General features: G+C 62.4%; 12 protein-coding genes and 1 other RNA gene. 9 read left to right on the forward strand and 4 right to left on the reverse strand.

Annotation, left to right across the window (positions count from 1 at the left end):
* Nucleotides 1-51 precede the first annotated feature (51 nt).
* On the reverse strand, nt 52-882 hold the full coding sequence (locus QEO92_RS10945; protein WP_227703003.1) for a universal stress protein: 831 nt from the start codon (nt 880-882) through the stop codon (nt 52-54).
* A gap of 161 nt (nt 883-1,043) precedes the next feature.
* On the opposite strand from QEO92_RS10945, the gene QEO92_RS10950 reads away from it, so the two are divergent.
* The 5 genes from QEO92_RS10950 (at nt 1,044) to mgtA (ending at nt 9,223) form a co-directional block, all read left to right on the forward strand.
* Complete coding sequence (locus QEO92_RS10950) at nt 1,044-1,517, forward strand: NUDIX hydrolase (protein WP_227703004.1); 474 nt, start codon at nt 1,044-1,046, stop codon at nt 1,515-1,517.
* A 159-nt stretch (nt 1,518-1,676) separates the two neighbouring features.
* Nucleotides 1,677-2,747, forward strand: coding sequence for an HlyD family secretion protein (locus QEO92_RS10955; RefSeq protein WP_407721164.1), 1,071 nt, complete (start codon nt 1,677-1,679; stop codon nt 2,745-2,747).
* 12 nt (nt 2,748-2,759) lie between these two features.
* On the forward strand, nt 2,760-5,504 hold the full coding sequence (gene rbbA / locus QEO92_RS10960; protein ID WP_227703005.1) for a ribosome-associated ATPase/putative transporter RbbA: 2,745 nt from the start codon (nt 2,760-2,762) through the stop codon (nt 5,502-5,504).
* 2 nt (nt 5,505-5,506) lie between these two features.
* A complete protein-coding gene (locus QEO92_RS10965) occupies nt 5,507-6,619 on the forward strand; it encodes an ABC transporter permease (RefSeq protein WP_037147402.1) in 1,113 nt (370 codons plus the stop codon).
* Nucleotides 6,620-6,634: 15 nt separating this feature from the next.
* Complete coding sequence (mgtA, locus tag QEO92_RS10970) at nt 6,635-9,223, forward strand: magnesium-translocating P-type ATPase (RefSeq protein WP_227703006.1); 2,589 nt, start codon at nt 6,635-6,637, stop codon at nt 9,221-9,223.
* A gap of 26 nt (nt 9,224-9,249) precedes the next feature.
* On the opposite strand, the gene thyA is transcribed toward mgtA, so the two are convergent.
* Nucleotides 9,250-10,167: a thymidylate synthase gene (thyA, locus tag QEO92_RS10975; RefSeq protein WP_407721167.1), complete on the reverse strand. Its 918-nt coding sequence runs from the start codon at nt 10,165-10,167 to the stop codon at nt 9,250-9,252.
* A 153-nt stretch (nt 10,168-10,320) separates the two neighbouring features.
* On the reverse strand, nt 10,321-11,214 hold the full coding sequence (locus QEO92_RS10980; RefSeq protein WP_227703007.1) for an NAD-dependent epimerase/dehydratase family protein: 894 nt from the start codon (nt 11,212-11,214) through the stop codon (nt 10,321-10,323).
* A gap of 133 nt (nt 11,215-11,347) precedes the next feature.
* Here QEO92_RS10980 and ssrA point away from each other — a divergent pair.
* The 4 genes from ssrA (at nt 11,348) to QEO92_RS11000 (ending at nt 12,901) form a co-directional block, all read left to right on the forward strand.
* Nucleotides 11,348-11,717, forward strand: a transfer-messenger RNA (tmRNA) gene (ssrA, locus tag QEO92_RS10985).
* A 119-nt stretch (nt 11,718-11,836) separates the two neighbouring features.
* Nucleotides 11,837-12,349 carry an SspB family protein gene (locus QEO92_RS10990; RefSeq protein ID WP_227705143.1) on the forward strand — a complete coding sequence of 171 codons (513 nt, stop codon included), beginning with the start codon at nt 11,837-11,839 and terminating at the stop codon, nt 12,347-12,349.
* A gap of 17 nt (nt 12,350-12,366) precedes the next feature.
* Complete coding sequence (locus tag QEO92_RS10995; protein ID WP_037147415.1) at nt 12,367-12,570, forward strand: DUF4169 family protein; 204 nt, start codon at nt 12,367-12,369, stop codon at nt 12,568-12,570.
* A gap of 115 nt (nt 12,571-12,685) precedes the next feature.
* Complete coding sequence (locus QEO92_RS11000; protein WP_037147418.1) at nt 12,686-12,901, forward strand: ribbon-helix-helix domain-containing protein; 216 nt, start codon at nt 12,686-12,688, stop codon at nt 12,899-12,901.
* Between the two features lie 12 nt (nt 12,902-12,913).
* On the opposite strand, the gene QEO92_RS11005 is transcribed toward QEO92_RS11000, so the two are convergent.
* The gene (locus QEO92_RS11005) at nt 12,914-16,615 is read right to left on the reverse strand and encodes an AsmA family protein (RefSeq protein WP_227703008.1); all 3,702 of its coding nucleotides are present in this window, start codon (nt 16,613-16,615) and stop codon (nt 12,914-12,916) included.
* Between the last annotated feature and the right edge of the window lie 49 nt (nt 16,616-16,664).

Genomic DNA, 16,664 nt, shown 5'->3' on the forward strand with positions numbered 1-16,664 from the left:
AACGCCCCGGCTCCGTTGCTGACGGAACCGGGGCGTTTTTGCTTTTGATGCTTATCGCGCGAGGAATATCGGGAACTTGGCATCCTTCAGCATCGACGCCGTGACCCCGCCAAGAATCCGCTCCCGCAACCGCGAATGACCATAAGCGCCCATGACGATCACATCGGCATCGACGTCCAGCGCATGCTGTTCGAGGACCTGCTCGACCGGCCGGCCGCCGCCTGCAATCTGCTCGACGACCGCCTTGACCCCGTGCCGGGAAAGATAAGTGGCCACATCGGCGCCCGGCTCTTCGCCGTTGCGCCAGTAGCTGGTATCCGGATCGACCAGCACGACATGGACAGTGTCCGCAGAAACCAGCATGTCCATCGCTTCACGAGCGGCCCGCGCCGCCTCCCTCCGGGAATTCCATGCGAGCAGGACCGTTTTGGGCTTCAACGTCGCCTTGCCATCCTTCGGCACGAGCAGAAGCGGCTTATGGGCATCGAAGACGCCGCCGTCGACGATCGCCCGGGTCAGTTCGCGGTCGCGTCTGACGCCGTCCGAGACGAGGATGACATCCGCATAAAGCGCCCGCTGCAGAATCTCGCCGGCAAGGAAAATGGATTCTGCGTAAATCTGCCCCACCTCGAAAGACAGCCCGTTCACCTGGCATGCCGCCTCCGCCTGTTTCCGCACATCGTCCAGGACTTTCATGTCCTCATATCTCTGGTCGAGCCAGACTGTCCCGGTCGGGAATTCGGCGACGGAAGGCGGAAGGGCAAGCCCGGCGACGATCGCACAAAGATGCGCATCCAGCTCCAGGGCAAGTTCGACGGCTTTGCTGATGTCGGCAGTGGCATCGGAGGCTCCGATGACCGCGAGCACTGTTTTGAACGACATGACATGTCTCCTCTGAATCGGTCTTGATTGACCCGATGAATTGCAGCCTAGTCAGGCACTTGCCCGGCAACGATGATCTTTATCAAATACCACGGGCGGAAATCTTCAACACGGAGCGGCCGGGCCGGTCTCAGCCGCTCTGTCACGGGGAGTTGGTCACCATGCCGAGACGCAGCGCCGGTCTCCTGATATTCCGGTATTCGGAGGGAGAACCTGAAATTCTTCTGGTGCATCCGGGCGGCCCGTTCTGGGCGCGCAAGGACGAAGGAGCCTGGTCTGTCCCCAAAGGCATGGTGGAGGAAGGTGAGGACGAACTCGCAGCAGCCATCCGGGAGACGGCCGAGGAAATCGGCGAGACCGTCGAAGGACCGTTCCAGTGGCTCGGTGAATACCGTCAGCCCGGTGGCAAGAAGGTTCTGGTCTGGTCGGTCGAGGCGAATCCTCCGATCGATCAAAGTCGCATCGTCAGCAATATGTTCTCGCTGGAATGGCCGCCGCATTCAGGACGCCTCCAACAATTCCCGGAGGTGGATCGGATCGCCTGGTTCCGCCTCGACCAGGCACGGCAGAAGATATTGAAAGGTCAGGCACCAATTCTGGACGACTTCTCCGGGCGGAGGAACAGGAGCGCGTGAGTTTCATATATCTTCTTGATCCTTATCAATGTTGCCGAACCCGTCCGGGGCAATCAAAAGCGAGCCGCCCGCAGACGGAGCAGAGGAGCGTTGGCAGATCGAAAGCCATGCACCAAAGTTCCCGAACAGAACGCAACCCATCCGAAATGGAGCCGCATCTTGAATCGCACCGGAAAAATCGCCGCGGTCCTCGCGGTCGTCGTAGCCACCGGCGCCCTGGGCTGGAAATATGTCCAGGACCGCAATGCCGCGCAGGCCATGCAGGGTATTGCAAGCGGCAACGGGCGCATCGAAGCGACCGAAATCGACATTGCGGCGCGCACGGCGGGACGCCTGACCGACGTGCTCGTCAAGGAGGGCGATTTCGTCGAGGTCGGCCAGGTCGTCGCCCGCATGGACATCGAACAGCTTGCCGCCGAGAAGCGCGAAGCGGAGGCGCAGCTCGCCAGGGCGAGGATCGGCATCGATACGGCGCGAAGCCTCGTTACCCAGCGGCAGGCCGAGAAGGAGGCGGCGGCCGCAACCGTCGCACAGAACGAAGTGGAGCTTCAATCAGCTCAGAAGAAGTTCGCTCGCAGCGAGCAGCTTTCGCGCAGCGGCACCGTTTCCGAACAGACCCTGGATGATGACCGCGCCCGCGTCGAGACCGCCAGGGCCGCCGTCGCCGCCGCCAGGGCGCAACTCGCCGCGACCGACGCCGCGATCGGCGCCGCGCAGTCCCAGGTGGTGGATGCGGAAGCCTCCGTCGAAGCCGCGCAGGCGACGATCGCGAGAATCGAGGCCGATCTGCGCGATTCCGAACTCAAGGCGCCAAGGAGCGGCCGGGTCCAGTATCTGGTTGCAAGACCGGGCGAGGTCGTCGCTGCCGGCGGCCGTGTCCTCAACATGCTGGACATCAGCGACGTCTACATGACCTTCTTCCTTTCGACTGCCGATGCCGGCCGCACGGCGATCGGCAGCGAGGCGCGCATCGTTCTCGATGCAGCCCCCCAGTATGTCATTCCCGCCCACATATCCTTCCTGTCCGATGTCGCCCAGTTCACGCCGAAGACCGTGGAAACCGAGGAAGAGCGCCAGAAGCTGATGTTCCGTATTCGGGCGCAGGTGCCGCAGGAACTGCTGCAGAAATATGTCGCACAGGTAAAAACGGGCCTCCCCGGCCGAGCCTATGTCAAGATCGATGCAAACGCCCAATGGCCTGCCGCTCTGTCCCAACCGCTTGCCCCATAGGAGCATCTTGCCATGGCTGATCCGGCGGAACCTGCTTATGTCGCGCGATTGAAGGATGTCATCCATACGTACGGCAAGACGACCGCACTCGACGGCGTCTCGCTGGATATCCCCGAAGGCCGGATGGTCGGCTTCATCGGACCGGACGGGGTCGGCAAATCCACCCTTCTTTCCCTGGTGGCTGGCGCGCGCAAGATCCAGAAAGGCAGCGTGCTGGCCCTGGGCGGCGACATGCGCAGCGGCGGCCATCGCAGTCGCGTCTGCCCGGCAATCGCCTACATGCCCCAGGGGCTGGGCCGCAACCTCTATCCAACGCTGTCGGTGTTCGAAAACGCCGATTTCTTCGGAAGCCTTTTCGGGCAGCGAAAGGAGGAACGGGAGTACCGCATCCGCATGCTCTTGAGGCGCACCGGTCTTGCCGGTTTCGAAGATCGGCCGGCCGGCAATCTCTCGGGCGGGATGAAGCAGAAGCTCAGTCTCTGCTGCTCCCTCCTTCATGATCCAGACCTCTTGATCCTGGACGAACCGACGACCGGCGTCGATCCGCTGTCGCGCCGGCAGTTCTGGAATCTCATCGACGACATCAGGGCCGAACGCCCGCGATTAAGCGTCATGGTCGCCACCGCCTATATGGAGGAGGCAGCGCGTTTCGACTGGCTGGCGGCCATGGATGCCGGAAAGGTGCTCGCCACCGGCACTCCCGACGAAATCCTCGCCCATACCGGGGCCTCTTCGCTCGATGAGGCCTTCATCGCGCTGTTGCCCGAGGAGGTGCGGGCCGCACACCATTCGGTGGAACGTCTTCCGCCGTCCTTCGGCGACTCGGACTTCGCCATCGAGGCGGAAGGGCTCACCATGCGCTTCGGCGATTTCACCGCCGTCGACAATGTCAGCTTCCGAATTCGCCGCGGTGAAATCTTCGGCTTTCTCGGCTCCAACGGCTGCGGCAAGACCACGACGATGAAGATGCTGACCGGTCTGCTGCCGGCCAGTGAGGGAACAGCCAGACTGTTCGGCGGAGAAGTCGATCCGCGCGACATGGCTATCCGCAGGCGCGTCGGCTACATGTCGCAGGCCTTCTCGCTCTACACGGAACTCACCGTCCGGCAGAACCTCGATCTGCATGCGCGCCTCTTTCAACTGCCCCCTGGGACTATTCCCGCTCGCATCGAGGAAATGGGCCGGCGGTTCCAGTTGCTCGACGTCATGGATTCACTGCCCGATGCGCTGCCGCTCGGCATCCGGCAGCGGCTTTCGCTTGCCGTGGCCCTCGTCCACTCGCCCGAGGTGCTGATCCTCGACGAGCCGACATCCGGCGTCGATCCCGTCGCCAGAGACCAGCTATGGGAGATGCTGATCGAGCTGTCCCGCAAGGACCAGGTGACGATCTTCATCTCCACCCATTTCATGAACGAGGCAGAGCGCTGCGACCGCATATCGCTGATGCATGCCGGCAAGGTGCTCGTTAGCGATACGCCGGATGCGATCCGCGACAGCCGCAAGGCCGCAACGCTGGAAGAGGCTTTCATCAGCTATCTGGAGGATGCGATCGGCGAACCGGCGCCCCTCCCGGAGGAACCGCAGGCCGAGCCCAGGCAGACGCCCGCCTTCTCGAGCGCCGGGCATCGGCGGTTCTTCGATCTGCGCCGCATCCTGAGCTTTAGCCGGAGGGAAGCGCTCGAAGTGCGCCGCGATCCGATCCGCGCCACGCTGGCCCTGATCGGCAGCGTCATCCTGATGTTTGTCGTCGGCTACGGCATCAATATGGACGTGGAGAACCTGACATTCGCAGCCCTCGATCGCGATGACACCGTGACAAGCCGGGACTATGTCGCCGATATCGCCGGCTCACGCTACTTCATCGAGCAGCCGCCGCTGGAAGACTACAACGATCTCGACAGGCGCATGCGCGATGGTTCGCTGAAGCTCGCGATCGAGATACCGCCGGGCTTTGCCGAACACGTCGCCCGCGGCAATGACGTGGAAGTCGGCGCATGGATCGACGGCGCCATGCCGCAGCGGGCGGAGACGACCCGGGGCTATGTCCAGGGCATGCACGCGCTCTGGATCGCCCGGCATGCGCGCGAGATCTACGGCGACGCTTCGGCATCCGCCTTCTCCATCGAAACTCGCTTCCGCTACAATCCCGGAATAGAAAGCCTGATCGCCATGGTGCCGGCGGTGATCCCGCTGCTTCTGCTCCTGATCCCGGCCATGCTCGCCGCCCTTTCGGTCGTCAGGGAGAAGGAACTCGGCTCGATCGTCAATTTCTACGTGACGCCCGTCACGAAACTCGAATTCCTGCTGGGCAAGCAGCTCCCCTATCTGGCGCTCGGCATGGCCAATGCCGTGCTGCTCTGGCTCTTCGCCATCCTTGTCTTCCAGGTACCGTTTACGGGCAGCCTCGTGACGTTCGCGGTGGCCGCCTTCCTCTACGTCGCCTTCTCGACGGCCTTTGGCCTTTTGGTCTCCAGCTTCATCTCGAGCCAGATCGCCGCGATCTTCGGCACCACGCTGATGACCATCATTCCCGCCGTGCAGTTCTCGGGCATGATCGATCCCGTCTCGTCGCTTCAGGGGTTCGGCGCCTTCATCGGCCGGATCTATCCGACGACCTATTTCAACATCATCTCGCGCGGCACCTTTTCGAAGGGACTGGCCTTCGAAAGCCTCGGCAGCGCCTTCCTGCCGCTTATCATCGCGGGCCCGCTGCTCATCGCGGCGGCGGCCGTCCTCCTCAAGAAACAGGCGAAGTGACGATGCGGCCCGGCACCATCTTCCATCTCGGCATCAAGGAACTGCGCGGCCTGCTGCGCGACCCCATCCTCATCGGGTTGATCATCTATGCCTTCACCATCGCCGTCTATACCGAAGCGAAAGCGGTGCCGGAGACGCTGAACAATGCGCCAATCGCGATCGTCGACGAAGACAACTCACCGCTCTCGCGCCGCATCGCCGATTCCTTCCTGAGCCCCTATTTCAAGCAGCCGTCGATGATCACGGCGGAAGAGATGGACGCCCGGATGGATGCCGGCACCGACACGTTCGCGCTCGATATCCCGCCGAATTTCCAGAGCGACCTGATCGCCGGCAAGGCGCCGGTCATCCAGCTCAATGTCGACGCGACCCGCATGACCCAGGCATTTTCCGGTTCCGGCTACGTGCAGAGCATCGTGACCACGGAAGTCTCCGACTTCGTGCGATCGAACACGGTTTCGCAGACACCGGACGTTGCCCTGACGCTCCGGTCCCGGTTCAACCCGGAACTCAACCAGACATGGTTCGCCTCGGTCATGACCGTCATCGATCATGTCACCATGCTGTCGATCATCCTCACCGGCACGGCCCTCATCCGCGAACGTGAGCATGGAACCATCGAGCACCTCCTGGTGATGCCGGTAACGCCGCTGGAGATCATGCTGGCCAAGGTCTGGTCGATGGGCCTTGTCGTGTTCATCGCGACGCTGCTGTCGCTCGTGCTCGTCGTGCAACTCCTGCTGCAGGTCCCGATCGAAGGATCGCTGGCGCTCTTCATGGCGGGAGCCGCGCTGCATCTTCTCGCGACGACCGCGCTTGGCATCGCGCTTGCCACGGTCGCGGGATCGATGCCGCAGTTCGGGCTGCTTCTGATCCTCGTCCTCATTCCGCTGCAGATCCTGTCAGGCGCGACGACGCCGCGCGAAAGCATGCCGGAAGTGATCCAGACGATCATGCTCGCCGCTCCCAACACGCATTTCGTCCTGATGGCGCAGGCGATCCTCTATCGGGGCGCCGGCCTTTCGGTCGTCTGGCCGCAGCTTGTCTGGCTCACCGGGATCGCAACCGTTCTCTTCACATTTTCGCTCCGCGGCTTTCGACGGTCGCTCAAGTGACGGTAGTAGATGGCAATGTCCGCGAACGATGAATTGGGGACATACTGGTCGGCAGGCGAGGACGCGCTGCTGAACGCATTGGCCAGCTCGAAAGACGGCCTTTCCACGGCGGAAGCGTCCGCCAGGCTGAAGAGCTCAGGCCCGAATGCGCTCACCGAAAACGGGCACGATTCAGCGTTCAAGGTCTTCATCCGCCAGTTTCGCAGCCCGCTTGTGCTGATCCTGATCGGTGCGGCGGCGATTTCCGCAGCGGTCGGCGAAGCACATGAAGCAATCATCATCACGCTTATCGTTCTGGGAAGCTGCGTGCTCGGCTTTCTGCAGGAGTTTTCGGCATCCCGGGCAATGGAGACGCTCCGGCTACGCCTGACCCGCACGACGACGGCGCTCCGCGACGGTGCCGAAAGGACCATCAACGCAAGCGACGTGGTTCCCGGCGATATCCTTCGTCTTTCCGCCGGAAGCCTGATCCCCGCCGACGGCAGGATCCTCGAAGCGCGGGACTTCAATGTCAGCGAGGCCGTGCTGACCGGCGAGACGTTCCCGGTCGTCAAGATGCCGGGCCTTGCCGAGGCGGATGCGCCGCTCATCCGGCGCAACAATGCCGTCTTCGCCGGAACCTCGGTGCGCAGCGGCACCGCCTCCGTTCTGGTGACCCGCACCGGCGCCCGCACGGAGTTCGCCTCGATCGCCGCAAGCCTCGAACGGCAGGTTCCGGAGACGGAGTTCGCGAGAGGCATCCGCCGCTTCGGGGTGCTGGTGACCGAGATCATGTTCGTCATGGTCATCGTCGTCTTCTTCGCCAATGCCTCCCTCGGCAGGCCGCTCATCGATTCCGTCCTCTTCTCGCTGGCTCTCGCCGTCGGCCTGACACCGGAACTCCTGCCGGCGATCATCAGCGTGACGCTTGCCCGAGGCGCACGGCGGATGGCCGAAAACGGCGTCATCGTCCGCAGGTTGGAAGCGATCGAGAACCTCGGCAGCATCGACATCCTGTGCACCGACAAGACCGGTACGCTCACGGAGGGGCTGATCCATCTGGACGCCTGGATGGACACCGAGGGGCGTCCTTCGAGTGAGGTCCTCCGGCTGGCCCGTCTCAATGCCGCCTTCCAGAGCGGCATGGCCAACCCGCTGGATGAGGCGATTGTCGCGGCGCCGATGACGGAGGCGCCGGAGAAATCCTTCCGGAAATGCGACGAAGTCCCCTACGATTTCATCCGCAAGCGCCTTTCCGTCATCGTCAAATCGCCGGAAGAAGAAACGATACTGATCTGCAAGGGCGCGGTAGCCAATGTGCTTGAGATATGTAGCACGTTGCGGACAGCATACGGCGAAGAGCCGCTCATCGCGGAGCGGCGAGCCCCTCTCGAAGAGCGATTCCGCACCTGGGGCGAACAGGGTTACCGGGTGCTCGCCATCGCGACACGCCGGTTACCCTCTCAGCAACACTATGGCCGGGATGCTGAAACCGCACTGAGGCTGGAAGGCTTCCTCCTGTTTCTCGATCCGCCGAAACAGGGCGTCACGGAGTCCCTGAAAGATCTTCAGGCCCGTGGCATCACCGTCAAGATGATCACCGGCGACAACAGATATGTCGCTGCCCATCTCGCCGCATCGGTGGGGCTGAGATCGGATCGCATCCTGACCGGAGTCCAGGTCTCCCGTCTCACCGCCGCAGGTCTCGCAGCAAGGGCAAAGATCACGGACCTCTTCGTCGAGATCGATCCGAATCAGAAGGAGAGGATCGTCGCAGCCCTTCGCGCCCGCGGGCACGTCGTCGGCTATCTGGGAGATGGCATCAACGATGCCGCAGCCCTGCACGAGGCCGATATCGGCATTTCTGTAGACGGCGCCGTGGATGTCGCGCGTGAAGCCGCCGACATGGTCCTCCTGAAGCGCGATCTCGGCGTGCTCGTCCGCGGCGTCGACGACGGGCGCGCGACATTCGCCAACACGATGAAATACATATCGATCACCGCCAGCGCCAATTTCGGCAACATGATCAGCATGGCCCTCGCCTCGCTGGTCCTGCCCTTCCTGCCGCTGCTCGCCAAGCAGATCCTGCTCAACAACTTCCTTTCCGATATCCCCTCCTTCGCCATCGCTACCGACAATGTCGATATCGAGGACAAGCGCTCGCCGCGGCATTGGGACATCGGCTTCGTGCGGCGCTTCATGATCACCTTCGGACTGATCAGCTCGGTCTTCGATCTGGCGACCTTCGCCTTCCTGATGCTCGTCGCCAGCGCGGGCGAACAGGTTTTCCAGACGGCCTGGTTTGTGGAGTCGCTGCTGACGGAGCTGCTGATCGTCTTCGTCATCCGGACGCGCAAACGCTTCTGGCGAAGCCGGCCGGCCGGCCTCCTGATGATATTGACCTTTGCCGTCGCCGTTGTCGCGATCGCTTTGCCCTTCCTGCCGCTACCCGACTGGTTCGGCTTCGTCCCGCCGCCCTTGCCGGTCATCCTGGGCATACTGCTGATAACGCTGTCGTACCTGGCTGTCTCCGAGGCCACGAAGCATTGGTTCTTTTATCGCGAAGACCGCAGATCAAAAGTCCGAGGACAGAGGGCTCGCAAGCCGCGGAGACGGCACGGCTGATCGGCAGTACAGGCTCGGCGATGTCCTCAAACCGCCACCGGAGCCTCGATGGCGGGATGCGGATCGTAGCCGGTGACCTCGAAATCATCGATCGTATAGCCGTCGATGCTGTCCGGCCGCCGGAGCAGCCGCAACTTCGGAAACGGCCGCGGCTCCCGCTCCAGCACCGTTCTCGCGAGATCCTGGTGATCGAGGTAGAGGTGAACGTCGCCGCCGACCCAGACGAGCTCGCCCGGGGTCATGTCCACCTGCTGCGCCACCATGGCAAGCAGCGCTGCCTGCTGGCAGACGTTGAACGGATTGCCGAGCCCCATGTCGCTCGACCGCTGCAGCACGAGAAGCGAAACCTTCTGACGGCGCCCTTCGCCGATATTGGAGACGTGGAACTGATAGGTCATGTGGCAAGGATGCAGCGCCATCTGGTCGAGTTCGGGCACGTTCCAGGCGTGAAACAGCATGCGCCGGCTTGAAGGGTTCTTGCGCAGCGTCTCGATCACTTCCGCCAGCTGGTCGTATTCCTTGCCGTCCGCCCCCTTCCATCGCCGCCACTGCTTGCCGTAGACGGGGCCGAGATCGCCCCATTCCTCGGCAAATGCATCATCGGCGAGAATCCGATCCTCGAAATCCTCCTGCGAGATGTCCGAGCCGGTCGCCTTCCGGTAGGCGGCGAGCGGCCAGTCCGTCCAGATGCGGACGTTCTCGCTGAGGAGCGACCGGATATTCGTCTGCCCGGTCAGGAACCACAGCATCTCCTTGACGGCGGTCTTCCAGAAAACCTTCTTCGTCGAGTAGACGGGAAAGCTGCCGTCGGAAAGATCGAAGCGCATCATCACGCCGAACATCGAAAGCGTGCCCACGCCGGTGCGGTCTATCCTTCTGTCCCCTTTCTCCAGGAGGTAGGCCAGCGTATCGAGATATTGGTATTCCGGATGTCTCAGCGTCAAGGCGATGTCCCTCCGCAAAGTTCCGCCGCCATGCGCATTCGTGCGCGCAAGACAGACAGGACCGCCGATTCCTTTTTATGGATTTCAATAATAGCACACCACAGCCCGGCCAATCTCGTGGCAGCGGCTTTCCCCGGCATTTTGCCCGGCAGCTTACCGGGAAACGTAGTTCCGCCAGTCATGCTCCTCGGAAAAACCCAGGACTTCGCGGATCTTGCGGTTGCTGATCGGGGCTTCGAACTCACCGATCTCCCCGGTGATCGGCGTCCCCGGTGCCCATTTTTCGAGGAACGGCCGGGTCGGTTCGTAAGCCGTGATCGTGTCGTTGACGGCATTGAAGACCTGGAAGCCGAGCCCGTTCTTTTCGACGCCGAGATGCACGATCTGGCCGAGGTCGCGGGCGTCGATATAGCTCCACGCATTGCGCTTGCGCGATGGCGGGTCGGCAAGGAAGGCGGGAAAGCGTGCATAGTCTTCCGGCGAAATCACATTGCCGATCCTCAACGCATAGATATCGGCACCGAAGCGCATGGCGAAGGCGCGCGCCGTCTTCTCGTTGACCACCTTGGAAAGCCCGTAGCTGTCCATCGGATCGACGTCGTAGTTCTCGGTCAGCGGGAACGAACGATAGTCCTTGTCTCCCTCGGCGAAGCAGACGCCATAGGTCGTCTCGCTGGAGGCGACGATCACCTTGCGGATGCCGAGTTTCATTGCCGCTTCGATAACGTTGTAGGTCGAGACCGTATTCGCGGCGAATGTTGTATTGTCAGGCCGCATGAGGATGCGCGGCACGGCGGCGAAATGCACCACCGCGTCGACCGGCGCCGGGCCCTTTCCGCTCGCAAGTCCCTGAAAGCCGAAATGCATGGAAAGCGCGTTGAACGCTTCACCGCTGTCGGTCAGGTCGGTGATCAGCGTGTTGACGCCGGGATGATCGAGCGGCACCAGATCGAGGTTGAGGACTTCATGCCCCTGGTCGAGAAGATAGGGCACGACATGCCGCCCAGCCTTGCCGCTGCCGCCGGTGAATACAATTCGCTTGCCCATGGCATTGCCTCCTCAGACATTGTCGCGCCACACAGATCTGATCGCGCTGTCTGCGCCTTCTAAAGACGCCTCGACTAAGTATCCCCCAGCCGGCCTCTTTGCCAGCCGGAAATAGCCGCAACCTGTTGCGCGCCCCCTTTTCATGGACGAGGGAAATGCCTATATGGGGATTGCCGGACACCTGTCCGGCTATGGCAATAAACGGTCGGTGTAATAAACCTATTGGACCCGGGGGCGGTACCCGGCGCCTCCACCAAAAACTGGTCGGTCGAAGAAGACCGGCTTTTGATGGGGGCGAAATAGGATCGACAAGGGTGTAAAGATCGAACTTTTGCTCGGCATGATACCACCGTTATCGGGTCAAAAAGTGTAGTTGCAAACGACAACAACGCTAAGGAATATGCTCTCGCTGCCTAATGGCGGTGCGGGAATTCCGCTTTAAGTCCTTACGGTTAGCACCGTAAGGCGGGGTCCGAAGGCACCTGGCAACAGAAGCCTTCACCTTCCTGTCTCAGTCGAATACTATTGGTCTGACTCGGAGAGCGATGGGCTTCCCCGCGCCCGACCGGCATGGCATAACACGTCTGACTAAAAGACGAGACAAGTGGAAAGACAGGACCGCATGGGGCAGGATCACATCCGTTACGACATTCTGGCGCAAGACGCTCTGCGTGGCGTCATCCGTAAGGTCTTGTCCGAAGTCGCGGCCACCGGCCGGCTGCCGGGCGATCATCATTTCTTCATCACATTCCTGACCGGCGCGCCGGGTGTGCGCATTTCCCAGCACCTGAAGGCGAAATATCCCGAGCAGATGACCATCGTCATCCAGCATCAGTTCTGGGATCTCAAGATCACCGAAACCCAATTCGAGGTCGGCCTCTCCTTCTCCGACACGCCGGAACGCCTGGTCATCCCCTTCAACGCCATCCGCGGCTTCTATGATCCGTCGGTGAATTTCGAACTGGAATTCGAAGTACCGCTTGCCGATGAGGACGACAATTCCTCCGCCGAGATCACTGCCATTCCGGTCGAGGCCACCTCGAAACCTGCCGAAACCGAGGCCAAGAGCAAGACCGACGAAGAAAAGAAGCCCGGTTCGGTCGTGTCGCTCGATGCCTTCCGCAAGAAACAGTAGCGCGGAGGCGCCGCATCATGAGCGCCGAGATCGTCAATCTGCGCCAGTTCCGCAAGGGCAAGGGCCGGCTCGAAAAGGAGAAGGAAGCGGAGCAGAACCGCATCACCTTCGGCCGGACGAAAGCGGAAAAATCCCTGACAAGGGCACGCAACGAGAAGGCCGGAAAGGCACTCGACCAGGGCCGGCTGGAAAAGCCGCACGAGGGACGTCAGGACGATTGAACCTTTGGGATACAGCGTTAACGCGCGGTTAACCGACCCGCTACCGGGATGCTTGACGCCAAGGGCGTAACAGTTTGAATAAGCCCGACTTTTCTCACCTGTCCCGGAGAGTTTCGTGATCCGCAAACATTCCGCGACGCTTCACGGTCATCGCACCAGTTTTTCCCTCGAAGACGAATTCTGGCTCGAACTGAAGACGATCGCTGCCCAGCGCAAAATCAGCCTTGCGAGCCTGATTGCCGAAATCGACGACCTGCGCTCGCCCGACAGCAATCTGTCATCGGCGCTGCGCGTGCATGTGCTCACCTGGCTCAAGAAGAAGATGGTATGAAACGCTGCGGGTTCAGCGCTGGACACCCGGAAGGCCAGGCACGTCCGCCGGCGGGATGACCGGTGGCTCCTGCCGGAGGATATTGTCGGTCGGGGGCACGATGAGCTGCGGCTGGCCGATCTGCCGCTGGCGTTCTTCTTCGGCGGCACGGGCTGCGGCAGCAGCGGCCTGAGCCTGACGCTGACGCTCGGCTTCTTCGGCTTCGCGGCGTGCCTTCTCCTCCGCTTCTGCCTTCTCGCGTGCCGCCTGCCGCTCGGCCGCCTGGAAATTGTAAAGCGCCACCTCGCGGCGCAGGCGCTGTTTTTCCAGCACGCTCGCCTGCAGCGCCTCGACCCGCCGCCGCTCCTGCTCGAAGGCCCGCTGCGACAGGAAATTGGTCATCGCCCCAACATCGATGTGTTGCGTGGGCTTGGCAAGGTCACCCGAATAGTCGAGCCGGACGGTCGGATCGCCGCCGGCAAGCCCTTCCTCGCCGGCATCGTAGGTGACGGCGAGATCAGCGGTCATGCCGTCCTCCAGAAGATCGAAGCGTCCCTCGCCGGAAAGTTTCGTCGTACCAACCGCAGCAGAGATATTCTGCGCCCGCGCCTCACCCGCCGTGATCGTGACGGGAATCGTCAGATCGCCGATCTCAGCTCGGCCCTGATGCACCAGACCGGCGACAAGCGGCCGGATCTTCTCCTCCGTCACCTCGCCGCCGAGTTTGTCCGCCGCCGCCATCAAGGGTTTGAGCGCGTCGGGATTGATCCCCGCGACCCCCAGTCCCTTGAGCCGCAACTCGGCCGAGCCGCTGACGGCATCGAGCAATTCGGCGACGGTCTTGCCGGTCGATTCGGCGGAAATGTCGAAATCGAGCTGACCACTGGCAACCGGTTTACCTCCGGCCTTCCAGACGAGCAGCGCAAGATCGGTATTTTCGGCTGCAAGCTGCACTTGCAGAAGCCCGTTACCGTCGCCGTTCGACATCATCATGCGACCGGCCAGTTTGCCGCCCTGCCAGTTTCCGACGCCGTTCTCGATGATGACACCGCCTGCGCGATGGGTAATTCTGGCCGAGAAGTCGGTGATGCTGCCGAAGCCATCCGTGCGGAACGCTTTCGCCCTGAGATCGAGCGCAGCATCCAGGTCACCGAAGATCGGCCGGCTCAGCGGCTTTGAGGAAAAGGCGCCATTCCGAGGATCGCTGACCGGACCGAAGACCGCCTCCCCAAGCCAGGCAAGATCCAGGGTATCGATGTCGAGCGACCCGGTCGCCGGCATGCCCGGCGCTTTCCGGTCAATGGCGATATCGCCTGTGAAATCGTTGCCCGCCGACGTGCCTCGAAGACCGGCGACCTGCAGCGCGTCCGGCGTCATGCTGACATCGGCTTCGAGCATGACCGGCAGGCCGGTTCCGAATTGCGGCAATCCGATGCCGTTCATCAAAAGATAGGGTTCCAGATCATCGCTTTTCAGCGTCACGTGACCGGCGCCTTCGCCGAAACCCTCGTTGTGGATATTTAGGTCCCCCCTCATCTCGAAGGTCGTCCTGCCGGTCCTGAACGACAGGTCCGCGTCCGCCCGGTCTGCCGAACTCTGCCGAAGGTTGAGGGCGAGCCGGCCCGCGCCGTCTCCGTCGAAAGGCAGAGGATCGAGGCCTGCCTGCCCGAGAAGAATCCGCGAGTCGGGGTTATCGAGCGACACGTTCAGCATCATGTCATCGCTGCCCGTCAGGTCGAACAGGCCCGGGAGCATCAGATCGGCATTCACCTCGCTGCCGTTCGACTTTCCCTTGAGGGCGATCTCCACTCCGGCGACATTTCCTCCCACCTTCAGGTCGGCGGAAAGATCCGCATTCGCGAACCAGGAGGCATTGCGCGCCAGCCGCTGCAAAGCCGGATGCGGTGGCAGCCGGTCGCGCAGCATGGTTAGAAATGCCGTCGGATCATCCGAGCGGAAGTTCAAGGTGCCGCTGCCGGCATAGGAAAGCAGCGAGCCTTCCACCTTACCCACGGCAGAAATAGTGGCGCCCTCGATGTTGCCGACCACCAGCCGCTCGAGCGAGAACACGCCGCCGGCCATGGTGAAGGCCGTATCGACATTGTCGGCCGCGACGCCGAACGCCGTGAAGCGGTCCGCCCGAAGCGTCGCCGCGATATGGTGGTCGAGCACGTCCTGGCCCGCATCGTCGCCGGTCAGCAGGGAAGCGAGCGCCCGCATGGCGTCGATGTCGATCTCGTTGCCGGCAAGGCTCACAGAAAGGTTGGGTGCCTGAGCCTGCGGCGACTGGCGCTCCAGCCGCCCCTTGAGCGTCGCCGCACCGATCGCAAGCTCGAGGCTGTCGAAACGCTGCATCTCGGGCGTCAGATTGACCCTTGCGGAAAAACCCGCCGACCGGAGCTGGCGGATTTCGGGCGCCACCCGCCCGGATAACCAGTCGGCAAGGCCGGATGGCTGGTTGGAGGCGACCAGCATGTCGCCGACGAAGGAAACCCGGTCGCGCAGGAGGAGGCTGCCCTTGGCTTCGAGCTGCGTGCGGCCCGGCAGGGTCGCCACCACGTTATCGACCGCCCAGCCCCGTCCGGCAGGACGGATGTCGAGCTTGATGTCGCGGATCGTCGTGTCGTTGGCGACGATAGCCGGTAGCCTGAGGCTCGCCCGGCCGGGGACCTGCGGAATGGGGATGGAGGCGGCCATGCGGATGAAATTGTTGATGCGTCGCTGCGCCGAAACAGCCGGATCGCGGCCGGTCTTGGCCCGCCCCCCTTCGCCCAGGCGGTTCACGTCGATCTGCTGGCCTTCGGCGGTCAGCAGGAATTCCGGCTTCTCGCCCGTATCGAGCGTCGCCTCGCCGGTGACGACATAGGGGTTATCGGCAGCGCCGATCTCCACCCGGTATTGCGGAATGCGGATGCGCTCGTTGGTCAGCTCGAAACCGCCCTTCACCCGCGGTCCGGGTGGCGGCGCTTCGACCGGCTCGGTGTCGTCTTCCTCCTGCAGCAGGTCGAGGGTGAAATTGCCGTTATAGTTCGGCTTGCCGTCGGCCAGCGAAAGTTCCCCGTCGAGATTGACCTCGACCGGCTGGGCATCCGGCCAGAGCCTCAACCGCAGCGGCAGTCGCCTGGCATCGGTGTCGGCCGCACCGCTTGAAAGGTTGAACCTCGCCGCATATCCGTCGAGCGTCGCATCGCCCTCGCCCCGCCAGGGCCCGCGGAGAGACACGGCGGAAAAATCGCCTGAGAGGCCGGTAATCCGCCGTGACCGGCCGGACTGTTCATCGACGAGGTCGATCTCGCCGCCGGTGACATGCACATCCTCGATCACGACGACGCGGGTGGGGATCGCCGCCTGGCTGCCGCGCATCCAGTCAAGCGTACCGTCCTTCAGGAGCCGGATGCGCGCCCTCGGTTCCTCGATGCGCATATCGAAGATGCGCGCTTCGCCGGAGAGGAAGGGCGCAAGCTCCATGTCCATGGAAAAGCGCGCCACCTGCACCAGCGGCTGACCATCCGTATCCATGCCGACCCGAACATCGTGCAGCGTGACGGATGGAAATGGCAGTATACGCGCATCGACCGCCCCGTGGACGGAAACTTTTTTTCCAAGGATGCGGCTTGCCTGTTCCTCGAAACCGACGCGAAAGCTCGACCAGTCGACAAAAAACGGTGCAAGCAGTGCCGTGAACAGCGCCACCACCACCAATCCGCTCAAGGCCAACAGGATACGTCCAAACAACGCGGCTTCTCCGATCTCGCTATGAGACTAGTCTTATCGGGTGGGCAGA

This window comes from Neorhizobium petrolearium (genome assembly GCF_029854435.1).
Taxonomy (GTDB): domain Bacteria; phylum Pseudomonadota; class Alphaproteobacteria; order Rhizobiales; family Rhizobiaceae; genus Neorhizobium; species Neorhizobium petrolearium.

Coding starts and splice junctions, on each gene's coding strand:
- QEO92_RS10945 (WP_227703003.1), bottom strand. CDS start 882: ATGTCGTTCAAAACAGTGCTCGCGGTCATCGGAGCCTCCGATGCCACT.
- QEO92_RS10950 (WP_227703004.1), top strand. CDS start 1,044: ATGCCGAGACGCAGCGCCGGTCTCCTGATATTCCGGTATTCGGAGGGA.
- rbbA (WP_227703005.1), top strand. CDS start 2,760: ATGGCTGATCCGGCGGAACCTGCTTATGTCGCGCGATTGAAGGATGTC.
- QEO92_RS10965 (WP_037147402.1), top strand. CDS start 5,507: ATGCGGCCCGGCACCATCTTCCATCTCGGCATCAAGGAACTGCGCGGC.
- mgtA (WP_227703006.1), top strand. CDS start 6,635: ATGTCCGCGAACGATGAATTGGGGACATACTGGTCGGCAGGCGAGGAC.
- QEO92_RS10980 (WP_227703007.1), bottom strand. CDS start 11,214: ATGGGCAAGCGAATTGTATTCACCGGCGGCAGCGGCAAGGCTGGGCGG.
- QEO92_RS10990 (WP_227705143.1), top strand. CDS start 11,837: ATGGGGCAGGATCACATCCGTTACGACATTCTGGCGCAAGACGCTCTG.
- QEO92_RS10995 (WP_037147415.1), top strand. CDS start 12,367: ATGAGCGCCGAGATCGTCAATCTGCGCCAGTTCCGCAAGGGCAAGGGC.